A 19,711-nucleotide genomic window follows, 5' to 3' on the forward strand; every position below is an offset into this window, starting at 1 on the left:
CAAAAGGGGGCGCGCGAAAATGCCACAGGACTCATTGGCCCGAAACAAACTGTGGGAGCGGGCTTGCCCGCGAAGCGCCGCGCGGGCGGCGCTCGATCTCGTAGGCGCTGAAAATCTTTCGGCGAACCCTCCCAGCCTCTACGCAACCACCTTGAAAGGCATGCCACTCAAAGCGCCACGGCAGACAGGATCGCGTAGGCTGCACGGACCCGTTCATCGTTGGGGTAATTGCGATTGGCAAGCAACGCAATGGCCATGCCCTTGCTCGGCACGAACACCACGTAGGCGCCGAACCCGGTGGTGGCACCGGTCTTGTTGTACCAGTACGCCGGACCGGCCGGTTGCGCGGGTTGCAGGCGCGTGGTGAGCTGTGGCTCACGGATCATCTGCACACCATTACCCTTGACCAGAGTGTCGAGTGCGACCGGATAGGGGTAGCGCTCCCAGCCCAGGCCCTGGGTCATGTCGCCCACCTGGAAGTAGCCGCCGTGGGTGATGGCGATCGCCTTGGCCATATCCGCCGACAATCCCTGCGGGTCGAGCTGCGCGCGCAGGTAGGCGAGCATGTCGGTGGCGCTGGTCTTGATGCCGTAGGCTTCGTCGGCGAAGGGCCCCGGGCTGACGCGAATCGGGCGCTCATTGGCATCGTAGCCCTGGGCATAGTGGCTGCGCTCTGCTGCCGGGACCTGCAGGTAGGTGTGCTTCAGGCCCAGGCCTGGGAGCAGGTCCTGGCGCATCAGTTCGGCGAACGGGCGCTTCTGCGCCTGCGCCGCGAGGTTACCGAACAGTCCCAGGCTCGGATTGGAATAGCAACGGCGGGTGCCGCGCTCGGTTTTCTGTTGCCACTGCTGGAGGAACACCAGCGCCTGCGCGTCGTTGCTTACCTCGTCGGGAAACTGCAACGGCAGGCAGTCAGCACTGTAGGCGCCCAGTTCCAGGACGCTCGCCGAGCCCAGCGCGGACTTTTCCAGTGCCGGTTGGTAGCGGCTGGCCGGGGCATCGAGGTCGAGCTTGCCTTGGGCGCTGGCCAGTGCGACGAGGGTCGCGGTGTAGGTCTTGCTCACCGAGCCGACTTCGAACAGCGTGTCGCGGGTCACGGGGCGATTGTCGGCCTTGTCGGCCACGCCGTAGCTGAAGTAGTGCGCCTGGCCATTGGCGTAGACCGCCACGGCCATGCCGGGAATGCGTTGTGCCTGCATCAGTGGCTGGACGATGGCGTCGACCTGGTGTTGCAGGTCGTCTGCCAGCGCCGGGGTTGCGGTCATCGCCAGGGCCAGGGTGAGCAGGGCGGGGCGGAGGTTGTACATCGGTAGGTTTCCTTGCCTGGAAGAGGGCCAATGTCCGTTCAGCGACACTGGCGGGGGTTCCGGCGTTAGCGCCGAGAGAGCGCAGACCTTATCGTCAGGCCTTGCACCATGACAAGACGGACACTTCATGAAGTACCTGCGCATGCTTTTCGATAAATTCACCCTGACCCTGCTCTCGGTGGTCCTGCTGGCGACCTTGCTGCCCTGCTCGGGTGACGGCGCAGTGGCCTTCGGCTGGCTGACCAACCTGGCGATTGGCCTGTTGTTCTTCCTGCACGGCGCCAAGCTGTCACGCGAGGCGATCATCGCCGGTGCCGGCCACTGGCGCCTGCACATCCTGGTGTTCTCCTGCACCTTCGTACTCTTTCCATTGCTGGGCCTGGCGTTCAAGCCACTGTTCGTGCCGCTGGTGGGCAACGAGCTGTACCTGGGCCTGCTCTACCTGTGCGCCTTGCCTGCGACCGTGCAGTCGGCCATCGCCTTCACCTCGCTGGCACGCGGCAACGTCCCGGCAGCGATCTGCAGTGCGGCGGCCTCCAGCCTGCTGGGCATCTTCCTCACGCCACTGCTGGTGATGCTGTTGCTGGGTGCTGACGGCGATACCGGTTCGGGGCTCGATGCGGTACTTAAGATCACCCTGCAACTGCTGGTGCCCTTCGTGGCCGGGCAGATCGCCCGTCGCTGGATCGGCGCCTGGGTCAAGAAGAATGCACGCTGGCTGAAGATCGTCGACCAGGGTTCGATCCTGCTGGTGGTCTATACCGCGTTCAGTGAAGCGGTCGTGACGGGCTTGTGGAATACCGTCTCGCCGCAGCACTTGCTGGGTCTGTTCGTCGTCTGCGGCGTGTTGCTGGCGGTGGTGCTGCTCGGTACCCGCTTGCTGGGGCGCGTGCTGGGCTTCAGCGTCGAAGACCGTATCACCATCCTGTTTGCCGGCTCGAAGAAGAGCCTGGCCACCGGGGTGCCGATGGCTCAGGTATTGTTCGTGGGTAGCGGGATCGGCGCGATGATCCTGCCGCTGATGCTGTTCCACCAGATCCAGCTGATGGTGTGTGCGGTGCTGGCGCAGCGCTACGCAGCGCGGGAAGTGGGGGGCGAGGAAGCTTCGGCGGCGTCCTGACGCAGAGGATAGTGTGAGCGGGACGCGAAGCGCCTACCGTTCACACCAACGCTCGCTCTATCCCGCCCGCCACCAGGCTCTCCATCAGCCCGACGCCTTGCAGCTCGGGCACACCACGCGCTTGCAGCACGCCCGGCAGCTGGTTCAGCAAGCTGCCCAGCACGTGCCCGGCCGCTGCCAGCACCTCGCCGCCATGGCGCGCCTTGGGCGCAACCAATTGCAACAACCCGGTTTCGTAGTCGTGGCGCAGCTCGCCCAGGCGTGCCTGCTGAGCCTCGCTCAGGCAGCAGAAATCCCGCTCTGCCAGACGAAACTGCAAGGGCCGCTCGCTGTGCAACTGCCAGTGCGCAGCAATCAGGCCAGGCAATGCCGGCTTGCCTCTGGCCAGCGCGCGGCGGCCTTGGTCGAGCGTGGCCAGCAGTTCTTCATACAGCTCCTCGATCAGGTCGAACAACAGGTCCTGCTTGCTCGGGAAATGGTGGTACAGCGAGCCCGCCGTCAGCCCGACATGCGCGGCCAGCTCGCGCATGCTGACCTGGCCGAAGCCTTTTTCGGCGAACAGCACCATGGCCCTGTCGCGGCGTTCCTCGAAATTGGCGCAGCGCAGGGCAGCAGTGACCGGCATGGCGCGCGCTCCTCAGTAGGTGAAGAAACCACGGCCGCTCTTGCGCCCGAGGTAGCCGGCGGCAACCATCTCCTTGAGCAGCGGTGCAGGGCGGTACTTGCTGTCGTTGAAGCCCTCGTGGAAGGCCTCCATGATCGCCAGCAGGGTGTCCAGGCCAATCAGGTCGGCCAGTGCCAGCGGGCCGATCGGTTGGTTGCAGCCCAGGCGCATGCCCGTGTCGATATCTTCGGCGCTGGCCAGGCCCTCCTGACGCACGAAGATCGCCTCATTGATCATCGGCACCAGGATGCGGTTGACCACGAAGCCCGGGCGGTTGCCCGCAGTGATCGGTGTCTTGCCCAACTTCTCGGTGACCAGCAGCGCCTGGGCGTAGGTCGTGTCGCTGGTCTGAAGGCCACGGATGACCTCGACCAGGGCCATCATCGGCACTGGGTTGAAGAAGTGCACACCGATGAACCGCTCAGGGTGCTCGATGCTGGCGGCCAGCTGAGTGACCGACAGCGATGAGGTATTGGTGGCGATCAGGCACTGTGCAGCGACACTGGCGGCCACCTGCTGGAGGATGCGCTGCTTGAGCGCCAGGTTTTCGGTCGCGGCCTCGATCACCAGTTGCGCGCTCGACAGCTGCGCGTAGTCGGTACTGGTGCGGATGCGCGTCCTGGCGGCTTGGGCCTTGTCCGCCTCGAGGGTGCCCTTGCTGACCTGGCGTTCCAGGTTCTTGCTCAGTGTGGCGACACCGCGCTCAAGCGCTGCGTCACTGACATCGATGAGCAACACCTGGAAGCCGGCTATCGCGCACACCTGGGCGATGCCGTTGCCCATGGTACCGGCGCCGATCACGGCGATCTGCTGGATGGTCATGTCAATGCTCCCGTCACACGCGCTCGAAGACCACGGCGATGCCTTGGCCGCCACCGATGCACATGGTCGCCAGCGCATAGCGACCCTGGATGTGTTGCAACTCGTGAATGGCCTTGGTGGCGATGATCGCCCCAGTGGCGCCGACCGGGTGGCCGAGCGAGATGCCCGAACCATTGGGGTTGACCTTTTCCGGATCGAAGCCCAACGCCTGGGCCACGGCGCAGGCCTGGGCGGCGAAGGCTTCGTTGGATTCGATCACGTCCAGATCCTTGACCGACAGGCCGGCCTTTTCAAGTACCTTGCGCGTGGCCGGGATCGGGCCCAGGCCCATCAGCTCGGGTTCGACCCCGGCATGGGCGTAGGCCACCAGCCTTGCCAGCGGCTTGAGGCCAAGGCGGCGCACCGCATCGCCGGTCGCCAGGACCAGGCCGGCGGCGCCGTCGTTGATGCCGCTGGCATTGCCGGCGGTGACGCTGCCGTCTTTCTTGAAGGCGGTGCGCATGCCCGCCAACTGCTCGGCACTGACATCGCCGCGCACGTGCTCATCGATGGCGAACTGCACACTGCCTTTGCGGGTCTTCAGTTCGATCGGCACGATCTGGCTGTCGAAACGACCTTCGGCGATGGCGCGGGCGGCGCGACGCTGGCTGGTCAACGCCAGTTCGTCCTGCATTTCACGGGTGATGCCGTGCTTGGCCGCGACGTTCTCGGCGGTGATACCCATGTGGAAGCCTTCGAACGGATCCTGGAGGATGCCGACCATGTAGTCGATGCCCTGCAGGTCACCCATGCGTGCCCCCCAACGGGCTTGCGGCAGCAGGTAAGGGCCGCGGCTCATGGACTCGGCGCCAGCAGCCAGGGCAATGTCGGTATCGCCCAGCAGCAGGCCCTGGGCGGCGGATACGATCGCTTGCAGACCCGACCCGCACAGGCGGTTGACGTTGAATGCCGGGGTTTCCTTGGGAATGCCGGCGTTCATCGCCGCCACTCGGCCCAGGTAGGCGTCGCGTGGTTCGGTCGGGATCACGTTGCCCATCACCACATGGCCGATCTGCTCGGCGGCCACGCCCGAGCGCTCGATGGCAGCGCGGGTCACGGCGGTGGCGAGGTCGGCCAGCGGCAGGTCCTTGAGTGAGCCACCAAAACCTCCGATGGCCGAACGCACCGCACTGACGACATAGATTTCTGCGCTGCTCATATATAGCTCCGATTGCGAAGGCGTGGCGGGACGGTGCCGGGCTCTGCGAGAATGGCGACCGTTGCGGATGGGGTCCGAGTCTAGGCAAAGGCCGGGAACGGGCCTATGCCGAAACTGCTCAGTCAACCTGGCATTTTTTGCCACTCAGCATAGACAGCGGATATCCGTCATGCGCGAAAGCGATTCGGTCGCGGTGTACTTTCTCAATGCCATGCTCCACGCCCTGCGCGATCGCCCCGATGAGCGCGATGCGCAACTGCGTGCGGTCGGCATCGACCCGGCGCTGCTGGCCCGCCCCCAGGCGCGGGTACCGGCCAAGGCGTTCGCCCGGCTTTGGCTGGCGCTGATCGAAGACCTGGACGACGAGTTCTTTCGTCTCGACAGCCATGGCATGCCGATGGGCAGCTTCGCCCTGATCTGCCGTGGCTTGATCCAGGAGCCGACCCTGGAAAAGGCGCTGCGTCAGTGCCTGGGTAACTTCGCGTTGTTCCTGCGCGATTTGCGCGGCAGTTTCGCGGTGCGCGGCGGGCGTGCGGTGATCAGCGTGCAGTCGAATATCGACGATCCGCTGACACGGGTCTATGCCGAGGAAACCTTCCTGGTGCTGGTGGTCGGCCTGCTGTGCTGGCTGGCCGGACGGCGCATCAGCATCGACCGCACCGAGCTTGCCGTGGCGCGCCCGGCGCAGGACGACGACACGCTGCTGTGGGGGCCGGACCTGCGCCTGGGCAGTGGGCGTACCGAAGTGGAGTTCGACAGCGCCTGGCTGCGCCTGCCGGTGGTGCAGGACCTGGCGGCGCTCAAGACCTTCCTGCGCAGCGCGCCGCAGGGCCTGGTGATCCGTTTTCGCAACCAGGGCGACCTGGTGGCGGAGGTTTATCGCCATCTGCGCAGCCGTGGCTACGGACAGTGGCCGACCCTGACGGCCATGGCCGAGCGCCAGGGCCTGAGCGCCAGTACCTTTCGCCGGCAACTGGAGCGCGAGGGGCGCTCGTACCAGCAGATCAAGGATGAAGTGCGCCGGGCCATGGCGTTCGAGCGTTTGCGCGAGGGGCAACTGAGCATTGCCGAGATCGCCGAGCAGACCGGGTTCCAGGAGCCCAGCGCCTTTCACCGGGCGTTCAAGAAGTGGACGGGGCAGAGTCCGGGGAGTTATCGGACCCGGCTGGGTGTGAACCCGCAGACCGCCGGGGCCGCATAGCGGCCCCAAAGGCTCCACCTCAAGCCGGCACCATGGCAAAGCCGACACCAAAGCGGTTCCAGGCATTGATGGTAGCGATCGCCAGGGGCAGGTTGGCAACTTCACCTGCTTCGAAATGCTCCAGCAGCGCTTCGTACTCGACCTGCGGTGCACCGCGCTCAGGCAAGCGGGTGAGGCTTTCCAGCCAGGCCAGTGCGGCGCGTTCACGCGGGGTGAAGAAACGGGTTTCCTGCCACACGCTCAGGGTCTGCAAGCGTGCCTCGCTTTCGCCCGCCTTGCGCGCATCGTTGGCGTGCAGGTTCACGCAATAGGCGCAGCCATTGATCTGCGAGGCGCGCAGGCGCACCAGTTCGAGCAGTGAATGCTCCAGGCCGCACTTGGCCAGGACCTGCTCCAGGCCGACCATGGCCTTGTAGGCTTCAGGGGCGTGCCTGGCCCATTCGATTCGATCGTGCATGGTGATTCTCCAGTCAGTTCAAGTCAGGGGTGATTCGTGGTGCCAGCGTAGCGCCGTTGCCTGCAGGGCCCGATAGCCAATCCCGCTATTTGCCGGGAGACCAATGCCGGCATTCGTGCGGCCACTGACCTGCATCCAATCTCTTCATTTCTGCCGCGCGCCAGCAGCCGGGATAATGGCCGCCTGTTGTTCGAGGAGTATCGATTCATGTCCAACGAAACCTTCATGCGTGAAGCACTGGCACTGGCCCGCGCCAATATCGAAGCGGGTGGTCGCCCGTTCGGTGCGGTGCTGGTGCACCAGGGCCAGATCGTCGCCCGTGCGGTCAACGAGATCCACAGCACTCAGGACCCGACTGCCCATGCCGAGTTGCAGGCGATCCGCAAGGCCGCCCAGGCCTTGGGCAGGTCGCGTCTGGACGGTGCCGAAATCTATGCCAGCGGCCACCCGTGCCCGATGTGCCTGGCCGCCATGCACCTGTGCGGCATCGAGCGGGCATGGTTCGCCTATGACAACGACGAGGGCGAGCCTTACGGGCTGTCTACGGCAGCGGTCTACGCGCAGATGGCACGTGCACCGCAGCAGCAGAGCCTGCCACTGCGCATGCTCAAGCCTGAGGGCGAGGCCGGCCTCTACCAGCAGTGGCGGCAGGCGAACCCGGTATGAGAGGCGCGTTGAACCTGCTGCTGGTGATCCTGCTGGCCCTGAACCTGCGGCCGATCCTGACCAGCATCGGCCCCTTGCTCGAACCCATGCGCAGCAGCACTGGGCTTGGCTACCAGCAAGCGGCGTTGCTCACGGCGCTACCGGTGCTGTGCATGGGGTTGGTGCCTTTGCTGCAGCCTTGGCTGCGGCGTTGGATCAGTGAGCATGGCGGGATGCTCGCCGGACTTTCGGCCATCGCCCTGGCGTGCCTGTGGCGGCTGCAACTGGACAGCGCCTGGGCGCTGATCGCCAGCGCCGTGGTCGCCGGCCTTGGCGTGGCGGTGGTGCAGGGCATGATGCCGGGGTTGGTCAATCGCTGGTTCCCGAGCCGCCTGGCTGCATCGATGGGGCTGTACTCGGCAGCGTTGATGAGCGGCGGCGGCCTGGCTGCGGTGCTCGGGCCGACTGTCAGCGAGGTGGCGGGGCGCTGGCAGGCGGGGCTTGGCATCTGGGCAGTGCCCGCGCTGCTTGCGCTGTGCGGCTGGGCCTGGCTACGCCCGCGCCACGACACGCCTCACCTGGCCGCGGCCAGCGGCGGTCACTGGTTCGGTAATCGCCGTGCCTGGTTGTTGGCGCTGTATTTCGGCCTGATCAACGGCGGCTACACCAGCATGGTCGCCTGGCTGCCGGCCTATCACCTGGAGCACGGCGGTACAGCTCAGGGCGGTGGCGAACTGGTGGGGCTGATGACCATCTTCCAGGTCAGTGGTGCGCTGGGGCTGCCATTGCTGCTGAGGCGCCTGCATGACCGGCGGCCTGGTCTGTGGTTGGCGCTGGCGATCCAGTTGGGTGGGTTTCTCGGTTTGCTGCTGGCGCCTACCCAGGCCATGGGGCTTTGGGTGGCGATGATCGGCCTGGGGCTGGGTGCGTGCTTCAGCCTCAGCCTTACCCTGACCCTCGAGCATCTGAAAACACCGGGCGAGGCGGGGAGCCTGGCTGCGTTCGTGCAGGGTGTCGGCTTCATCGTCACCGGTACCGTGCCTTATGTGACGGGCTGGCTGCGTGCGTTCACCGGCGATTTCCAGGCTGCCTGGACGCTGCTGACGCTGACCGTGGTGGCGATGCTGCTGGTGACCGCACGCTTTGCCCCCCGAGGCTACGCCGCTGCCGTGGCGCGGCGGGGGCGCTCGATGCAGGCGACGACGCTCAACTGAGCTGCTGCAGGGCATCGCGCACGCGGTCCAACGCCGGGTCGATGTCCAGCCGCTCGATGGCACCGAAGCCCATCAGCAGCCCCGGACGCACTGGCACGTCGTTGAAGAACGGCGCCAGTGAATAGACGCCGACTTCGACCCGGCGAGTCAGCCTGACCAGCAGCTCCACATCGACTCCAGGTGCGGCCAGGGCGCTGAGGTGAAAGCCGGCGCTGGCCGGTACGGCGCTCAGCCAGGGCGCCAGGTCGCTTTCCAGGCGTGCGAGGATTCGCTCGCGCCGTGCGGCATAGATGTCGTGGCAACGACGAATATGGCGGTTCAGATGGCCTTCGCCGATGAAGCGCGCCAACGCCCATTGCTGCAGGCTCGGGCTGTGCCAGTCGCTCAGGTGCTTGGCCACGCAGGCGGCGCGCAGGACGCTGGGAGGCAGTACGGCATAGCCCAGGCGCAGCTCCGACAGCAAGGTCTTGGAAAAGGTACCGACATAGGCCACCAACCCGTGTCGATCCAGGCGTTGCAACGCATCGCTGGCCGGGCCCTGATAGCGAAATTCGCAGTCGTAGTCGTCCTCGATGATCAGCGCTCCGAGTTCAGCGGCGCGGGCGAGCAGGGCGTGTCGGCGCCGTTCGCTCATCGGCATGCCGAGCGGGAACTGGTGCGACGGCGTCACATAGATCAGCTGGGTGCCGTCTGCGATCTGCTCGACGCACAGCCCTTCATCGTCCACCGGCACCGACTGCAAATCAGCGCCCATCGCCAGAAACAGCTGGCGTGCCGGTGGATAGCCGGGATCCTCCATGGCTACGCGTGTACCGGGTTCGACCAGCACCCGAGCGATCAGGTCGAGCGCCTGCTGGGCGCCGTTGCACACCAGCACATCGGCGGCGCTGCAGTGCACGCCGCGGGCGAAGGCAATGTGATGGGCGATGGCTTCGCGCAGCTCGGGCAGACCCTGGGCCGGGAACTGGCGCTCGCTGTGGCGCTGGCTGCAGCGCAGGGCGTACTGCATGCAGGCGCGCCATTGATCGAAGGGAAACTGGCTCTTGGCCGATACGCCGCCGACGAAGTCGTAACGCGAGGGCGCCTCGAGCGCGGAGCGGCCGAGCACGGTGGCGCGTTGCTGCCAGCGTTCGAGGCTGTTGGCGGCCAGGGCAATCGGCTCGACGTCGCTGGCCTGCAGGGCCCGCCGTGGGCTGACGAAGGTGCCACGTCCGACCACACCGCTGAGCAGGTTGTCGTAGGTCAGCCGCGAGTACGCTTCGGCCACGGTCTTGCGCGATATCCCCAACTGCTCGGCCAGCAGGCGCGTGGGCGGCAACTGGGTGCCGGCGGCCAGGTGGCCGCTGTCGATGGCGCTGCGCAGCTGCTGGTAGAGCTGCTCGGCCAGGCCCTTGCGGCCCTCCAGGCGAATGTGTAGTTCCATGGGGCTATCCGGATGGGGGACGGCCTAGCTTGCGATTTTGGGGGGTGGCTCGCAAGTTTTGTTGCTTGGCGGGAGTTCTTCAGCGCCTGTGAGATCGAGCGCCGCCCGCGCGGCGCTTCGCGGGCAAGTCGGAGCGCCGAACCGCCGCTGTCACAAGGCCTGCCCACGCACACCCAGATCAACCCTGACGATAACGTGGCGCCAACTGTTGATTCGACAGGTGCCCGTTCAACGCCTGGCGGCTGGCCTCGAACGCCTCGAAGCGTTCGATTTCGTGCAGCGACGGAATCGAGATCAGGCGCTTGGCGTCGAAATCGGCCAGTGCCGCTTCCACCAGATCCTGCGCGGTCATGACGATCGCCGGATCCAGGTGCTCCACCGGCAGGCCGCCGATGCTCCAGAAGTCGGTGGCGGTGGCGCCTGGCAGTACGGCCTGGACCTGCACGCCCTTGTCGGCCAGCTCCTTGTGCAGGCTCTGAGTGAAGGCGGTGACGTATGCCTTGCTGCCGCCATACACGCCATTGAGCAGTTCCGGCAGCAGGCTGACCACTGAGGAGATGTTGATCAGCGCACCCTCGCCGCGCTCGACGAAGCCAGGCACCGCGGCATAGGTCAGGCGGGTGAGGGCGGTGATGTTCAGCGCGATCATGCGGGTCATCTGTTCGACGTCGCTTTCCAGCAGTGCAGTGTGGGTACCGATACCCGCGTTGTTGACCAGCAGGCCGATGCTGGCATCTTCGCGCAGACGGGTTTCGATGCGCGCCAGGTCCTGGCTGTCTGCCAGGTCTGCCGGCAGGACTTCGACGCTGCGTCCAGTCTGGCTGCTCAGGCGCGAGGCCAGTTGATTGAGGCGTTCGCGGTTGCGGGCGACCAGGATCAGGTCGTGGCCGCGGCGGGCCAGGTGTTCGGCGTAGAGTGCGCCAATGCCGGTAGAGGCGCCAGTGATGAGGGCTGTACGAGTCATGGTTGCTGCTCCGTGGGTTGGGTTGCAGCGATGATGCGCGCCTTTGATTGTGGCGCAAATGACGCATATAGTACGTTTTCAGGACATCAAGCGAGGTGGGCCATGCATCGGGTCGGCTATCTGTTGTGTGAAGGGTTCCAGGTCATGGCGCTGGCGTCGCAGTCGGTGTTCGAGTTCGCCAATGTGCTGACGGGCAAGCGTCTTTACGCCTTGGGCAACTACAGCGTGGCCGGCGGTGCGCTGATGTCGTCGCTGGGCATGCAGTTGCAGACCCAGGCTGTTAATACGCCGGGGCATGCCGACACCTGGCTGGTGGCGGGCACGTTGTCGCCGATCGCCTCACCTGCCGATCCGGCCAGCGTGGACCTGGTGCGTCGGCTGGGCGAGCAGGCGCGGCGTACCGCCGGGATCTGTACGGGGGCCTTCACCTTGGCGGCAGCCGGCCTGCTCGACGGGCGTCGGGCGACCACGCATTGGGCCTACGCCCGGGAGCTGCGGCAGATGCACCCGGCGATCCAGGTAGAGGACGACCGCATCTTCATTGCCGATGGCAACATCTGGACGTCCGCCGGCATGACCGCCTGTATCGACATGGCCCTGGGCATGCTCGAGCAGGATCACGGCCATGAGCTCGCACGAGCCGTTGCGCATCGGCTGGTGATGCACCAGCGCCGCTCGGGAGGCCAGTCGCAACATTCGCAGCTGCTCGACCTGGCACCGCGCACCGACCGCATGCAGAGTGTGCTCGACTACGCTCGCCAGCACCTGCAGCGGCCGCTGAGCGTCGAGGAACTGGCCGAGGTTGCGCACCTGAGCCCGCGCCAGTTCAGCCGCGTGTTCAGTGCCGAAACCGGGCAATCCCCGGCGCGGGCCATCGAGGGCCTGCGCCTGGAGGCGGCGCGGCTGATGATCGAGCAAAGTCGGCATAGTCTGGATGTGGTGGCCCGCGAGACAGGATTTCGCGACCGTCGGCATTTGCGCGAGGCCTTTGTACGCGGGTTCGGCATTCCGCCCCAGGCGATACGTCGTGATGCACGGCGCGTGGGGCGTGAAGGAGTCGTGGCATGAAGAAACGGGTGCGCATGGACGACCTGCAGGTGTTTGTCACCACTGTCGAGGCCGGTGGGCTTTCAGCTGCAGCGCGACAACTGGACATCTCTCCAGCCCTGGCCAGTTCCGCGCTGCAGCGCCTGGAGCACAGCCTGGGGATTCGTCTGTTGGTGCGTTCGACACGCCGGCTGCGCCTGTCGGACGATGGCGAGCGCTATCTGCCCCACGCGCGTCAGGCCCTGGACGCGCTGGTCGATGGCGAAATGGCGCTGGAGCAGGCACGCGCCGAACTGGCGGGGCCATTGCGTCTGTCGATGCCGTCGGACCTGGGGCGCAACCTGCTGTTGCCCTGGCTGACGGAGTTTCAGGCCGAATATCCACGACTCGACATGCGCCTGCGGGTCAGCGACCAAGTGGCCGATCTGTTTGGCGAGCAACTGGATGCCAGCATCCGCTACGGGCTGCTGGGGGATTCCAGCCTGGTGGCCTTGCCGCTGGCCTCCAATAACCGCCGCACGTTGTGCGCGGCACCGTCCTACATCGCTCGGCATGGCGCGCCGCAGACTCCGCAGGCGCTGGCCGGGCACAACTGCCTGCGTTATGTGATGGGGGAGCAGATCCACGATCGCTGGAGTTTTGAGGATGCAGGGGCAACGAGCACGGTGCTGGTCAGTGGCGATCGCTGCAGCGATGATGCCGATATCGTGCGACGCTGGGCGGTGGCGGGGCTCGGTGTGGTCTACAAGTCGCGCCTGGATGTGCTCGAGGACATCCGCGCCGGAAGGCTGGTGGAGTTGCTGTCGGACCATGCAGGGCAGGCGGCGCCGCTGCAACTGGTATGCGCGCACCGACAGTCGCTGAGCCCGGCGGTGCGGCGCTTGCATGGGTTTCTGGCGCAACGGCTGCAGGCCTATCTCGCGTGAGCGGATACGCCTGCAGCTGTTGCGCTTCAGGTCACAGCACCTTGAAGCCGTGGGTGCCATCGCGCTCGAGTTGCGCGATCAGACCAAACTCCCAGTCGAGGTAGCCTTGCATGGCTTCGCGCGGGTTGTCGGTCCCTTCGTATGGCCGGCGATAGCGGTCGGTACGCTCCGCTGCCAGGCGCGTTTCACCTGATTCCAGGGGTTTGCCGGCGGCGATCCAGCTTGCCGTGCCGCCTGCCAGCAGATAGACCGGTGTGCGCGTCAGGGCTTGCAGATCGGTGGCGGCAAAGCTTGCCAGCAGGCTGCTGCCGCAGGTCAGCACGTAGCGCTCGGCCTTGGGCAGGCGCTCCAGGGCCTCGGGCAACTGCGCGCGGATCGCCCAATAAGCGCCCGGGATGTGGCGCTTGACGTAATTGGCGCTGGCGGTGAAGTCCAGCAAGACGGTGCCTTCCTCAGCCAGCCAGGCCTGCAATTGCTCGACGTCGATCTCGGTATTGCGCGCAAGTGCCGGGCGGGGTGCCTGCCACTCGCCGGTTTCGCTGAAGTCGGCCTTGCTCAGGCCGTCGAGCACCGCCACTTCCCAGCCCATCTGCGCGAGCCACGAAGCGCTCATGTTGGCACGCACGCCGTCGTCATCGACCAGCACGATGCGGGCGCCGCGTACGCTGGCGTTGTGATCGGTTTCCTGCACCAACTGGCCACCGGGCGTGGAGCGGCTGTTGGGCAGGTGACCGGCAACGTATTCCTCGGGTGTGCGCACGTCGAACAGATAGGTGGTGCGCGCAGTCTCTGCCTGCCAGCTGGCCAGACCTTGACGGTCCAGGCGCTGCACTCCCGCCCGGTCGGCAACGGCGCGGGCGCGCTCGGCAGCGCTGCTGCGGGTGCTGTCGCCGACCTCGGCGAAGCGCTGCGCCTGGCCGTGGGCCAGTTGTTGACCGGCCAGTGTCCAGCCGATGGTGCCGTTGCGCAGCGCTGCCACCGGGTTGGGGATGCCGGCGTTGACCAGCGATTGTGTGCCGATGATGCTGCGGGTGCGCCCTGCGCAGTTGACGATCACCCGGGTCGCCGGATCGGGTGCCAGTTCGGCGACGCGCAGCACCAGTTCGGCGCCAGGCACGCTGATGCCTCCAGGAATGCTCATGGTCTGGTATTCGTCGAAGCGCCGGGCGTCGAGCACCACCACGTCGGCCTGGCTGTCGAGCAGGGCCTGGACCTCTTCGGCGGCCAGCGAGGGCGTGTGGCGCACACTCTCCACCAGCTCGCCGAACGCTTTGCTGGGTACGTTGACGTCGCGAAACAGCTCGCCGCCAGCATCGCGCCAGCCGCCAAGTCCACCCTCGAGCACCGCCACATCGCTATAGCCCAGCGCCTGCAGACGCTCGACAGCGATGGCCGACAGCCCCTCGCCATCGTCATAGACGGTGATGGCAGTGTCACGGCGTGGCACGCGGGCGAAGATTTCCAGTTCCAGCTTCGAGAGCGGGATGTTGGCCGCGAACAGCGGATGCGCCTGGGCGAAGGGGTCTTCCTCGCGCAGGTCGATCAGGGCGACTTCTTCCTGGGCCAGCAGGGCGGAGCGAATGTCATGGAAACTGCGTGTGCTGAGGCGGGTCATGGGGCAGGGTTCTCTTTGGACAGGTCCCAGATGTTGGGCAGGCTGGAGTTGGAATAACCGGAGATGAATGGCTTCTCGCTACCGTCGGGCAGGTAGACGGTGCGGCTGACCGCACCGATGTTGGCGCCGTAGACATGGATGCTGATCGAGACCCGGTCGTCGAAGGCGTTGCTGACCTGATGGATATCGCCGATGCGCGGTGACACCGCTTCCACGTGGCCAGGGTCGATCCGCAGCCGCTCGCCCTGGGCCACCAGGGCGCCATGGGCGTCGCGGGTGAAGCCTTGGGCGTACTCGGCACCGCGCAACATGCCGATCAACCCCCAGACACGGTGGTCATGGATCGGCGTGCTCTGGCCTGGGCCCCAGACGAAGCTGACCACCGAGAAGCGTTGGCGCGAATCGCAATGCAGCAGGTATTGCTGGTAGCGGGCGGGGTCCGGCTGGGCAAGGGCTTCGGGTAACCAGTCGTCATGGGCGACCAGGCTGTACAGCAGGGTGTGGCCCTGATCGAGCAGGGTGGCTTCGTCGGGGTGGCGGTCCAGCAGGTCGGAGAGTTCGCCAATGAAGTGGCGCAGGCGCTCGAGGCGCGGTGTCTGGCTCATGGTTCAGGCTCGGGCTGACGGTCATGGGCAAACCCTAGCAACTGCCTGAATATTCTCAAAATTCAAATTATTCATAAGCTAATATGCAAATTTAGCATTTACTGACGGTGAGAAATTATCTGCAAGTTCTGCATTTTGATTGCATTAGGTTATGCCTAAAACGAATTTCACAGGGTGTGATCAAGTGGTTAGCGTATAAGTCAGTGGGCATTTTAGATTCAAACGCTATAAAAACCCTTTCTGACCTTGGGGCACCTGCAATGAGCGTTCAATTCATCGGCATGATCGGCCATCGCCTGTCATCGGAGATCCTGGCCCCCAGCGGGCCCGTCTTCGACAAGGACTACATCACCCGTTTTGCCCAGGCCCATGAGCAGGCCGGGTTCGATCGCATCCTGGTCGGTTATTGGTCGGACCAGCCTGACGGTTTCCTGGTGACTGCCCTGGCAGGGCTTGCCACCTCGCGTATTCATTTCCTGCTGGCGCACCGTCCGGGTTTCGTTGCACCGACCCTGGCCGCACGCAAGCTGGCGACCCTCGAACACCTGCTCGACGGGCGTCTGGCGGTGCACATCATCAGTGGCGGCAGCGACATCGAGCAGCGCAAGGACGGCGACCACCTGGCCCATGACCAGCGCTATGCCCGCACCGATGAATTCCTCGACGTGGTGCGCAAGGTCTGGACCCACGACACGCCGTTCGACCATGACGGCAACCATTACCAGGCCGCGGGTGCGTTTTCGGCGATCAAGCCGCTGCAGCAGCCGCATCTGCCCATCTATTTTGGCGGCTCCTCGCCTGCGGCCCTGGCGGTGGCGGGCAAGCACGCCGATGTATACGCCTTGTGGGGCGAATCGCTGGAGCAAACCGCCGAAACCATCGCCGCCGTGCGCGAGCAGGCTGCGCGTCATGGCCGCCAGGTGCAGTTCAGTGTGTCCTTCCGGCCGATCATCGCCGCCACCGAGGAGGCGGCCTGGGCCAAGGCCGAGGGCATTCTGGGCCAGGCTCGCCAGCGCCTCGAGCAGGCAGGGCCGGTGATCGCCAACAAGCCGCAGAGCGTGGGCGCCCAGCGCCTGCGCGACACCGTGGCCAAGGGTGAGCGGGTCGACGAACGCCTGTGGACCGGCATCGCTGCGCTGGTAGGTGGCGGCCACAACTCCACAGCGTTGGTGGGGACCGCCGAGCAGGTCGCCGATGCCTTGCTGACCTACTACGACCTGGGTGTGACCAGCTTCCTTATTCGTGGCTTCGACCCTTTGGCCGACGCCGAGGACTATGGCCGCGAACTGATTCCGTTGACCCGCGCCAAGGTGGCAGCGCGCAACGCCTGATATTCACTGTTACACGCGGCGAGACCGCACGCGCGGATCGCCCTGACTTGCCCGATGTGGCATCTGGAGACGAACGTGCGTTATCTCAAACAACTGGCCGCCGGTGTGCTGGCCACCTCGATCAGCCTTGCGGCTGCCGCGCAGACCCTGGTGGTCGGCGACCAGAGCTACAACGCCCGTGCCGTGATGGAAGCGGCCGGCGTGCTGGACGATTTGCCCTACACCCTGGAATGGAAGCAGTTCACTGCCGGCTCTCCAGTGGCCGAGGCACTCAATGTCGGCAGCCTCGATCTCGGCCTGCTGGGGGATGCGCCACCGTTGTTCCTTGGCGCACTCGGTGCGCCGATCAAGGTGGTGGCGGTGTCGCGGCAGAACCTCGAGGGCGTGGCGATCCTCGCGCGCAAGGATTCCGACATCCACAGCCTGGCCGACCTCAAGGGCAAGCGCGCGGCGATCTGGAAAGGTTCCTGGAGCCAGCAACTGCTGTTCAGCGCCCTCGACAAGGCCGGCGTCCCCCGCGACGCATTGGAGCTGCGCTACCTCAGCGCCCTGGACGCCTCCCACGCGCTGGATGGCGGATCGGTTGACGTGATCGCCACCTGGGAGCCCTACGTCACCCAGCAGGAGCGCCAGGGCGCACGGGTGCTGGCCACCGCCGAAGGCATCATCCCAGCGCAGAGTTTCGTGGTTGCCAATGCCAAGGCCGTGCAGGAAAAACGTGCGCAGATCGCCGACTTCCTCCAGCGCCTGAAAAAGGCGCGTCAATGGACCCTGAGCGATCCGGCGCACACCGAGGCGTACGCCGACGCCTGGGCCAAGCGTACCCGTGCCGACGGCGACATCGCCCGCGCCTGGTTCGCCCGCGCCCGCACCGACCTGGCACCACTCAACGCACAGGTGATCACCGATGCACAGAAGACCGTGGACTTCTTTGCCGGAATCGGCCTGATCAAGGGCTATCCGGCCGCAAGTCTGTTCGACACCTCCTTCTCGGCGGCGCTGCAGGACAGCGCCGTTACCCAGCACTGAGGCCCCGGCATGAGCAAACGACAGATCAAACTGGGTGCCCTTACCATGGGCTGCGGCGGCCCAGGGCGACACAACCTGTGGCTGGACCCGGCGTTGCCTGCCGACGCCAGCGTCAACATCGACTGGTATATCGATATTGCCCGCCAGGCAGAAGCTGCGCTGTTCGACTTGATCTTCATCGTCGACAGCCAGTTCATCACGCCAGGTTCGCCGTCCCATTACCTCAATCGTCTCGAACCCCTGACATTGCTCTCGGCATTGGCCGTCAGCACCCGTCATATCGGCCTGGTCGGCACCCTGACCACGTCCTACAACGCGCCGTTCAACGTCGCTCGGCGCCTGGCCTCGCTGGACCTGATCAGCAAGGGGCGTGCCGGTTGGAACGTGGTCACCAGCGGCGATGCCGGCACCGCTGGCAACTACGGGCTGGACGAGCATTACGACTACGACACCCGCTACAGCCGCGCCCACGAGCATGTCGAGGTGGTGCAGAAACTCTGGCATTCCTATGAAGACGATGCCTTCCCGCGGGATCGCCAGAGCGGGCGCTTTCTCGACCCGGCCAAGCTGCACACCCTCAACCACAAGGGTGAGCACTTCTCGGTGGTCGGCCCGTTGAACATCCAGCGCTCACCCCAGGGCCAGCCGGTGATCTTCCAGGCCGGGGATTCCGAGCAGGGGCGTGACCTGGGGGCGGCCACGGCGGACGTGATCTTCACCCACGCTGCAAGCGTCGAGCAGGGCCAGGCGTTCTACCGCGACGTGAAGGCTCGCGCCGCACGCCTGGGGCGTGACCCTGAGCAGGTGCTGGTGCTGCCGGGCGCCGAGATCTATGTGGGTGACACCGACGAGCATGCCCGTGAGATCGAGCGTCACTATCATCAGGCCGATCACAGCTTCGAGCTGGCGTTGAAGGAGTTCGGGCGTAACTTCGGTTGGCACGATTTCAGCCAGTACGACCTCGATGCGCCGTTTCCGCAGCAGAGCCTTGAGTTTGCCCGCAGCAGCTTCTTCACCAATGCCAAGCGCATCGCCGACCAGGCCCGGGACAAGGGCTTCAGCCTGCGCCAGGCGGTGGAGTTCGGCCGCCAGCTGCGCCCGGGTGCCTTCGTGGGCTCGGCGCAGACGGTGGCGGCGAAGATGGCCGACTGGTTCGAAGCGCGGGCACTGGATGGCTTCAATATCTACATCGGGCATCCGGGGCAGTTCCGACGCTTCACTCAGGAGGTGGTGCCGTTGCTGCAGGAGCGTGGGGTCTATCGCACGGCGTACGAAGGGACGACCCTGAGGGAGAGCCTGGGGCTGGCCATACCGCGCTTCGCTGATTGACTGTCGCCGCTGCGACGATGGCATCACAGGCCATTCCCGCGAGCGGCGACCGATTTCGGCTCAATGCACGCGCTTGCGCATCGCCACGCAGGCCTGGGCCTGCAACGCCAGTTCGTCAAGGTGCTCATCGCGCTGGCGTTCGGCGTCGATCATCGCCTCTTCGCCATGCTGCTTGAGCAGGTAGGCGTGAATCTGGCGCACTTCCAGGGTCTGGTAGATGGGCGCGATGTCCAGGCGTCCGACCAGCGCGCCGCTGGCCTTGCCGGTGCTGCTCATCAGCACTTGCGGCCCGGTGGCGCTCACGACCTGCAGGCCCATGGCCTCGAACCAGGGCACGGCGTGGGCGAACGCGCTCATCTCCACGCAACGGTAGCGTGCCCGCAGGTCTGTCAGCAGTCCGCGGGCGATGCCCTCGCGACGATGGGCAGGGGATACGGCGAGAAACGCCAGAACACAGGCGTGTGCGTCATCCTGGGCGGGCAAGGCGAGGGCGAAACCCAGCAGTTGGTCCGGGGCGTCGGCGTCCAGTGCCAGGACCAGCTCCACGGCCAGGCCACGAGTGCCGTCCAGGGCCTGCAGGTATTGGTGGACTTCGAGTCCGACACCGTACTGATACAGCGGATACAGCGGGTTGTCTGCGGTGATGGCGACGCTACTCAGCGCGCCGACATGTTCGATCACCAGCTGGCGGATCTGGTTCTGGAAGGATTCGGGCGGCACGCCGTCGAGGCGGCTCAGGATGAACATCGGGGACAGGCTCCGGCGGTTGAACTCACCCCGCGCCTGAATGACGCGGGGTTCACAGTCTAACCGC

The 19,711-nt window shown here is 65.6% G+C and carries 19 protein-coding genes; 9 read left to right on the forward strand and 10 right to left on the reverse strand.

What is annotated here, in order from left to right:
• Positions 1-167: 167 nt before the first annotated feature.
• On the reverse strand, positions 168-1,307 hold the full coding sequence (gene ampC / locus F6X62_RS11180; RefSeq protein ID WP_153773512.1) for a class C beta-lactamase: 1,140 nt from the start codon (positions 1,305-1,307) through the stop codon (positions 168-170).
• A 127-nt stretch (positions 1,308-1,434) separates the two neighbouring features.
• Here ampC and F6X62_RS11185 point away from each other — a divergent pair, with 127 nt between their 5' ends.
• Positions 1,435-2,427: a bile acid:sodium symporter family protein gene (locus F6X62_RS11185; RefSeq protein WP_153773513.1), complete on the forward strand. Its 993-nt coding sequence runs from the start codon at positions 1,435-1,437 to the stop codon at positions 2,425-2,427.
• A gap of 40 nt (positions 2,428-2,467) precedes the next feature.
• Here the strand turns inward: F6X62_RS11185 and F6X62_RS11190 are convergent, their stop codons facing one another.
• From F6X62_RS11190 to F6X62_RS11200, 3 genes are read right to left on the reverse strand one after another with little or no spacing between them, the layout of a single operon-like run.
• Positions 2,468-3,052 carry a TetR/AcrR family transcriptional regulator gene (locus tag F6X62_RS11190; protein ID WP_153773514.1) on the reverse strand — a complete coding sequence of 195 codons (585 nt, stop codon included), beginning with the start codon at positions 3,050-3,052 and terminating at the stop codon, positions 2,468-2,470.
• Between the two features lie 12 nt (positions 3,053-3,064).
• Complete coding sequence (locus F6X62_RS11195) at positions 3,065-3,913, reverse strand: 3-hydroxybutyryl-CoA dehydrogenase (protein WP_153773515.1); 849 nt, start codon at positions 3,911-3,913, stop codon at positions 3,065-3,067.
• 13 nt (positions 3,914-3,926) lie between these two features.
• Positions 3,927-5,111 (reverse strand): acetyl-CoA C-acyltransferase family protein, encoded by a 1,185-nt coding sequence (locus tag F6X62_RS11200; protein ID WP_153773516.1) that lies wholly within the window; start codon positions 5,109-5,111, stop codon positions 3,927-3,929.
• A gap of 169 nt (positions 5,112-5,280) precedes the next feature.
• Here F6X62_RS11200 and F6X62_RS11205 point away from each other — a divergent pair, with 169 nt between their 5' ends.
• The gene (locus tag F6X62_RS11205; RefSeq protein ID WP_153773517.1) at positions 5,281-6,312 is read left to right on the forward strand and encodes an AraC family transcriptional regulator; all 1,032 of its coding nucleotides are present in this window, start codon (positions 5,281-5,283) and stop codon (positions 6,310-6,312) included.
• Positions 6,313-6,331: 19 nt separating this feature from the next.
• Here F6X62_RS11205 and F6X62_RS11210 read toward each other — a convergent pair whose 3' ends face one another.
• Positions 6,332-6,769, reverse strand: coding sequence for a carboxymuconolactone decarboxylase family protein (locus F6X62_RS11210; protein WP_153773518.1), 438 nt, complete (start codon positions 6,767-6,769; stop codon positions 6,332-6,334).
• A gap of 207 nt (positions 6,770-6,976) precedes the next feature.
• Between F6X62_RS11210 and F6X62_RS11215 the strand changes: the two genes are divergently transcribed.
• Entirely contained in the window at positions 6,977-7,435 is a 459-nt protein-coding gene (locus F6X62_RS11215) for a nucleoside deaminase (protein ID WP_153773519.1), read from the forward strand.
• Positions 7,432-8,628 (forward strand): cyanate transporter, encoded by a 1,197-nt coding sequence (locus tag F6X62_RS11220; RefSeq protein WP_153773520.1) that lies wholly within the window; start codon positions 7,432-7,434, stop codon positions 8,626-8,628. The genes F6X62_RS11215 and F6X62_RS11220 overlap by 4 nt, the downstream gene beginning before the upstream one ends.
• Here the strand turns inward: F6X62_RS11220 and F6X62_RS11225 are convergent.
• On the reverse strand, positions 8,621-10,051 hold the full coding sequence (locus F6X62_RS11225; RefSeq protein WP_153773521.1) for a PLP-dependent aminotransferase family protein: 1,431 nt from the start codon (positions 10,049-10,051) through the stop codon (positions 8,621-8,623). The genes F6X62_RS11220 and F6X62_RS11225 overlap by 8 nt on opposite strands.
• 178 nt (positions 10,052-10,229) lie before the next feature.
• Positions 10,230-11,015 carry an SDR family oxidoreductase gene (locus tag F6X62_RS11230; protein WP_125929782.1) on the reverse strand — a complete coding sequence of 262 codons (786 nt, stop codon included), beginning with the start codon at positions 11,013-11,015 and terminating at the stop codon, positions 10,230-10,232.
• A 102-nt stretch (positions 11,016-11,117) separates the two neighbouring features.
• On the opposite strand from F6X62_RS11230, the gene F6X62_RS11235 reads away from it, so the two are divergent.
• Both F6X62_RS11235 and F6X62_RS11240 read left to right on the forward strand, forming a co-directional pair.
• Positions 11,118-12,083, forward strand: coding sequence for a GlxA family transcriptional regulator (locus F6X62_RS11235; protein ID WP_153773522.1), 966 nt, complete (start codon positions 11,118-11,120; stop codon positions 12,081-12,083).
• Complete coding sequence (locus tag F6X62_RS11240) at positions 12,080-12,988, forward strand: LysR family transcriptional regulator (RefSeq protein ID WP_153773523.1); 909 nt, start codon at positions 12,080-12,082, stop codon at positions 12,986-12,988. Before F6X62_RS11235 ends, F6X62_RS11240 begins: the two co-directional genes overlap by 4 nt.
• A 31-nt stretch (positions 12,989-13,019) precedes the next feature.
• Here the strand turns inward: F6X62_RS11240 and F6X62_RS11245 are convergent, their stop codons facing one another.
• The gene (locus tag F6X62_RS11245; RefSeq protein ID WP_153773524.1) at positions 13,020-14,603 is read right to left on the reverse strand and encodes a rhodanese-related sulfurtransferase; all 1,584 of its coding nucleotides are present in this window, start codon (positions 14,601-14,603) and stop codon (positions 13,020-13,022) included.
• Complete coding sequence (locus F6X62_RS11250; RefSeq protein ID WP_153773525.1) at positions 14,600-15,208, reverse strand: cysteine dioxygenase; 609 nt, start codon at positions 15,206-15,208, stop codon at positions 14,600-14,602. Before F6X62_RS11250 ends, F6X62_RS11245 begins: the two co-directional genes overlap by 4 nt.
• 260 nt (positions 15,209-15,468) lie before the next feature.
• Between F6X62_RS11250 and F6X62_RS11255 the strand changes: the two genes are divergently transcribed.
• From F6X62_RS11255 to F6X62_RS11265, 3 genes are all read left to right on the forward strand, one after another.
• On the forward strand, positions 15,469-16,539 hold the full coding sequence (locus F6X62_RS11255) for an LLM class flavin-dependent oxidoreductase (RefSeq protein WP_153773526.1): 1,071 nt from the start codon (positions 15,469-15,471) through the stop codon (positions 16,537-16,539).
• Positions 16,540-16,614: 75 nt separating this feature from the next.
• Positions 16,615-17,568 (forward strand): ABC transporter substrate-binding protein, encoded by a 954-nt coding sequence (locus F6X62_RS11260; RefSeq protein WP_153773527.1) that lies wholly within the window; start codon positions 16,615-16,617, stop codon positions 17,566-17,568.
• 9 nt (positions 17,569-17,577) lie between these two features.
• The gene (locus tag F6X62_RS11265) at positions 17,578-18,897 is read left to right on the forward strand and encodes an LLM class flavin-dependent oxidoreductase (RefSeq protein ID WP_153773528.1); all 1,320 of its coding nucleotides are present in this window, start codon (positions 17,578-17,580) and stop codon (positions 18,895-18,897) included.
• A 60-nt stretch (positions 18,898-18,957) separates the two neighbouring features.
• Here F6X62_RS11265 and F6X62_RS11270 read toward each other — a convergent pair whose 3' ends face one another.
• A complete protein-coding gene (locus F6X62_RS11270; RefSeq protein WP_054895391.1) occupies positions 18,958-19,644 on the reverse strand; it encodes a GNAT family N-acetyltransferase in 687 nt (228 codons plus the stop codon).
• Between the last annotated feature and the right edge of the window lie 67 nt (positions 19,645-19,711).

The organism is Pseudomonas sp. MNR3A (genome assembly GCF_009650575.1).
Taxonomy (GTDB): domain Bacteria; phylum Pseudomonadota; class Gammaproteobacteria; order Pseudomonadales; family Pseudomonadaceae; genus Aquipseudomonas; species Aquipseudomonas machongensis.